The organism is Dietzia cercidiphylli, assembly GCF_014145145.1.
GTDB lineage: Bacteria > Actinomycetota > Actinomycetes > Mycobacteriales > Mycobacteriaceae > Dietzia > Dietzia natronolimnaea.
Map to the genome: position 1 here is coordinate 1 of NZ_JAALEA010000167.1, position 5,365 is coordinate 5,365.

Genomic DNA, 5,365 nt, shown 5'->3' on the forward strand with positions numbered 1-5,365 from the left:
TGAAGTTGTGTTCGGCGGTGACCTACTCTCCCACACCCTCACGAGTGCAGTACCATCGGCGCTGGCAGGCTTAGCTTCCGGGTTCGGAATGGGACCGGGCGTTTCCCTGCCGCTATGGCCGCCGTAACTCTGTGAAACAAGGCCCGACCCGCGATCGAGACCGCGGATGGGTGTGTTGTTTCAGATACTGCACAGTGGACGCGTAACAAATTCTTTGGCTTGTTTGTGTGTAAGCCCTCGGCCGATTAGTACCGGTCACCTCCACGCATTGCTGCGCTTCCAGTTCCGGCCTATCAACCCCATGGTCTGTGGGGGGCCTTAACCACGCAAGGTGGTGAGAAACCTCATCTTGGAACAGGCTTCCCGCTTAGATGCTTTCAGCGGTTATCCCTTCCGAACGTAGCTAACCAGCGATGCTCCTGGTGGAACAACTGGCACACCAGAGGTTCGTCCGTCCCGGTCCTCTCGTACTAGGGACAGCTTTCCTCAAGTTTCTTACGCGCGCGGCGGATAGAGACCGAACTGTCTCACGACGTTCTAAACCCAGCTCGCGTGCCGCTTTAATGGGCGAACAGCCCAACCCTTGGGACCTACTCCAGCCCCAGGATGCGACGAGCCGACATCGAGGTGCCAAACCATCCCGTCGATATGGACTCTTGGGGAAGATCAGCCTGTTATCCCCGGGGTACCTTTTATCCGTTGAGCGACACCGCTTCCACTTGCCGGTGCCGGATCACTAGTCCCGACTTTCGTCCCTGCTCGACGTGTCAGTCTCACAGTCAAGCTCCCTTGTGCACTTGCACTCAACACCTGATTGCCATCCAGGCTGAGGGAACCTTTGGGCGCCTCCGTTACTCTTTAGGAGGCAACCGCCCCAGTTAAACTACCCACCAGGCACTGTCCCTAACCCAGATCATGGGCCGAGGTTAGACGTCCAATACGATCAGAGTGGTATTTCAACAACGACTCCACACACACTGGCGTGCATGCTTCACAGTCTCCCACCTATCCTACACAAACCGAATCGAACGCCAATACCAAGCTATAGTAAAGGTCCCGGGGTCTTTTCGTCCTGCCGCGCGTAACGAGCATCTTTACTCGTAGTGCAATTTCGCCGAGTCTGTGGTCGAGACAGCAGAGAAGTCGTTACGCCATTCGTGCAGGTCGGAACTTACCCGACAAGGAATTTCGCTACCTTAGGATGGTTATAGTTACCACCGCCGTTTACTGGGGCTTAAATTCTCAGCTTCGCCTTGCGGCTAACCGGTCCTCTTAACCTTCCAGCACCGGGCAGGCGTCAGTCCGTATACATCGACTTACGTCTTCGCACGGACCTGTGTTTTTAGTAAACAGTCGCTTCTCTCTGGTCTCTGCGACCACACCCAGCTCCCACCGTGAAGATGTTCACCGGGCATGGCCCCCCTTCTCCCGAAGTTACGGGGGTATTTTGCCGAGTTCCTTAACCACAGTTCTCTCGATCGCCTTGGTATTCTCTACCTGATCACCTGTGTCGGTTTGGGGTACGGGCCGTGTATGAACTCACTAGAGGCTTTTCTCGGCAGCATAGGATCACTGAATTCCCCACAACGGGTATGCATCAAGTCTCAGCCTTAATGTGACACGGATTTGCCTATGTCACGGCCTACACTCTTACACCAGTACAACCACTGACTGGCCCAGCTACCTTCCTGCGTCACCCCATCGCTTGGCTACTACCAGATCAGGTCCCGCGCATCCAGACCACGTCATCCCGAAGGATGCTCTAGGCCATTCAGGGCGGTTAGTATCACTGATTCACCATGGGCGCGCACACACGGGTACGGGAATATCAACCCGTTGTCCATCGACTACGCCTGTCGGCCTCGCCTTAGGTCCCGACTCACCCTGGGCAGATTAGCTTGACCCAGGAACCCTTGATCATTCGGCGGACGAGTTTCTCACTCGTCATTCGCTACTCATGCCTGCATTCTCACTCGTGTGGCCTCCACGCCTGGATCACTCCGACGCTTCTATGGCCACACGACGCTCCCCTACCCACCCACACACCTGCCCGGAGGAGGTTATTGTGTGAGTGCCGCGGCTTCGGCGGTGTACTTGAGCCCCGCTAAATTGTCGGCGCAGGACCACTTGACCAGTGAGCTATTACGCACTCTTTCAAGGGTGGCTGCTTCTAAGCCAACCTCCTGGCTGTCTCAGCGATCCCACATCCTTTTCCACTTAGTACACGCTTAGGGGCCTTAGCCGGCGATCTGGGCTGTTTCCCTCTCGACTATGAAGCTTATCCCCCACAGTCTCACTGCCGCACTCTCACACCTCGGCATTCGGAGTTTGGCTGACGTCAGTAACCTTGTAGGGCCCATCGGCCATCCAGTAGCTCTACCTCCGAGGTGAAACATGCGACGCTGCACCTAAATGCATTTCGGGGAGAACCAGCTATCACGGAGTTTGATTGGCCTTTCACCCCTACCCACAACTCATCCCCTCAGTTTTCAACCTAAGTGGGTTCGCGCCTCCACGACGTCTTACCGTCGCTTCACACTGGCCATGGGTAGATCACTCCGCTTCGGGTCTAGAGCATGCCACTATACTCGCCCTATTAGGACTCGCTTTCGCTACGGCTTCCCCACACGGGTTAACCTCGCGACATACCACTAACTCGCAGGCTCATTCTTCAAAAGGCACGCCATCAGCCCGAAAGCCTCTGACGGATTGTAAGCACACGGTTTCAGGTACTATTTCACTCCCCTCCCGGGGTACTTTTCACCATTCCCTCACGGTACTAATCCGCTATCGGTCACCAAGGAGTATTTAGGCTTACCGGGTGGTCCCGGCAGATTCACAGCAGATTTCACGGGCCCGCTGCTACTTGGGAACACAAATCGCCCAGCCACAAAGTTTTCAGGTACGGGACTCTCACCCTCTACGGCCGACCCTTCCAAGTCGTTCCCCTAACCCGCGGACTATCAAGCGCCTGATCCGGCAGAACCAGGACATCATGCCCCACAACACCACACACGCAACCCCTGCCGGGTATCACACGCATGCGGTTTAGCCTCTTCCGCGTTCGCTCGCCGCTACTGACGGAATCACTGTTGTTTTCTCTTCCTGCGGGTACTGAGATGTTTCACTTCCCCGCGTTCCCTCCACACACCCTATGTATTCAGATGTGGGTAACACGCCATCACGCGCGCTGGGTTCCCCCATTCGGACACCCTCGGATCACAGCTCGGTTGGCAGCTCCCCGAGGCTTATCGCAGCCTCCTACGTCCTTCATCGGCTCTTGGTGCCAAGGCATCCACCGTGTGCTCTTACACACTTACATTCACAAACAATTAAAGATGCTCGCGTCCACTGTGCAGTTCTCAAACAACACACACCAACCCCACCCACACCCCCAGCCAACCGGCCACAAGAGCATCTCGGGAATCAGTGCCATCAGAAACAACCCACACCCCCAACAACCAGGGATGCTCACGGTGCTGTCTCAGACACCCAACAGTGTGTTTTGTCCGAACCACGCTCCCCCCGACAACCAGCCCTGAGCCGGCGCCGAAGATCACGGCGAGTCCTACGCAATAGTGTTCCACCCAATGAGCCACCCAGCGCACCACGAACGGGCACGAACCAGGCGCTAACTCTGACCCCACCAACAGGCGAGGTGAGTGCTCCTTAGAAAGGAGGTGATCCAGCCGCACCTTCCGGTACGGCTACCTTGTTACGACTTCGTCCCAATCGCCGATCCCACCTTCGACGGCTCCCTCCACAAGGGTTAGGCCACCGGCTTCGGGTGTTACCGACTTTCATGACGTGACGGGCGGTGTGTACAAGGCCCGGGAACGTATTCACCGCAGCAATGCTGATCTGCGATTACTAGCGACTCCGACTTCATGGGGTCGAGTTGCAGACCCCAATCCGAACTGAGACTAGCTTTAAGGGATTCGCTCCACCTCGCGGTCTCGCAGCCCTCTGTACTAGCCATTGTAGCATGTGTGAAGCCCTAGACATAAGGGGCATGATGATTTGACGTCATCCCCACCTTCCTCCGAGTTGACCCCGGCAGTCTCTCACGAGTCCCCACCATAACGTGCTGGCAACATGAGACAGGGGTTGCGCTCGTTGCGGGACTTAACCCAACATCTCACGACACGAGCTGACGACAACCATGCACCACCTGTATACAAGCCACAAGGGAAACGACATCTCTGCCGTCGTCCTGTATATGTCAAGCCTAGGTAAGGTTCTTCGCGTTGCATCGAATTAATCCACATGCTCCGCCGCTTGTGCGGGCCCCCGTCAATTCCTTTGAGTTTTAGCCTTGCGGCCGTACTCCCCAGGCGGGGCGCTTAATGCGTTAGCTACGGCACGGAATCCGTGGAAGGACCCCACACCTAGCGCCCACCGTTTACGGCATGGACTACCAGGGTATCTAATCCTGTTTGCTCCCCATGCTTTCGCTCCTCAGCGTCAGTTACTACCCAGAGACCCGCCTTCGCCACCGGTGTTCCTCCTGATATCTGCGCATTTCACCGCTACACCAGGAATTCCAGTCTCCCCTGTAGTACTCAAGTCTGCCCGTATCGCCTGCACGCCCCCAGTTGAGCTGGAGGATTTCACAGACGACGTGACAAACCGCCTACGAGCTCTTTACGCCCAGTAATTCCGGACAACGCTTGCACCCTACGTATTACCGCGGCTGCTGGCACGTAGTTGGCCGGTGCTTCTTCTGCAGGTACCGTCACTTTCGCTTCGTCCCTACTGAAAGGAGTTTACAATCCGAAGACCGTCATCCCCCACGCGGCGTCGCTGCATCAGGCTTTCGCCCATTGTGCAATATTCCCCACTGCTGCCTCCCGTAGGAGTCTGGGCCGTGTCTCAGTCCCAGTGTGGCCGATCACCCTCTCAGGCCGGCTACCCGTCGTCGCCTTGGTAGGCCATTACCCCACCAACAAGCTGATAGGCCGCGGACTCATCCTGCACCGAAAAACTTTCCAACCCCCACCATGCGGCAGGAGCTCATATCCGGTATTAGACCCGGTTTCCCAGGCTTATCCCGAAGTGCAGGGCAGATTACCCACGTGTTACTCACCCGTTCGCCACTCGTGTACCCCCGAAAGGGCCTTACCGTTCGACTTGCATGTGTTAAGCACGCCGCCAGCGTTCGTCCTGAGCCAGGATCAAACTCTCCATAAAAGCTTCTCAGCACTACAAAAAGCACAATCCAAGCAAAAAACAAACCAAACAAACTGGCTGTTCAAAAAACGCGACCCCCACGACAGGGATGTGAAAGGGTCGCAACCAAACAAAAAATTTGGCACTATCACAAACAAAACACACTGTTGAGTTCTCAAACAACACCACCACACCG

Annotated in this window: 3 rRNA genes; all 3 read right to left on the bottom strand. The window is 56.1% G+C overall.

Annotation, left to right across the window (positions count from 1 at the left end):
* Positions 1-9 precede the first annotated feature (9 nt).
* Positions 10-126: ribosomal RNA gene (rrf, locus tag G6028_RS06600) — 5S ribosomal RNA — on the bottom strand.
* 99 nt (positions 127-225) lie between these two features.
* A 23S ribosomal RNA gene (locus G6028_RS06605) occupies positions 226-3,322 on the bottom strand.
* Between the two features lie 351 nt (positions 3,323-3,673).
* Positions 3,674-5,190 (bottom strand): 16S ribosomal RNA (locus tag G6028_RS06610).
* Together the 16S, 23S and 5S rRNA genes form the textbook arrangement of a ribosomal RNA operon.
* Positions 5,191-5,365 lie beyond the last annotated feature (175 nt).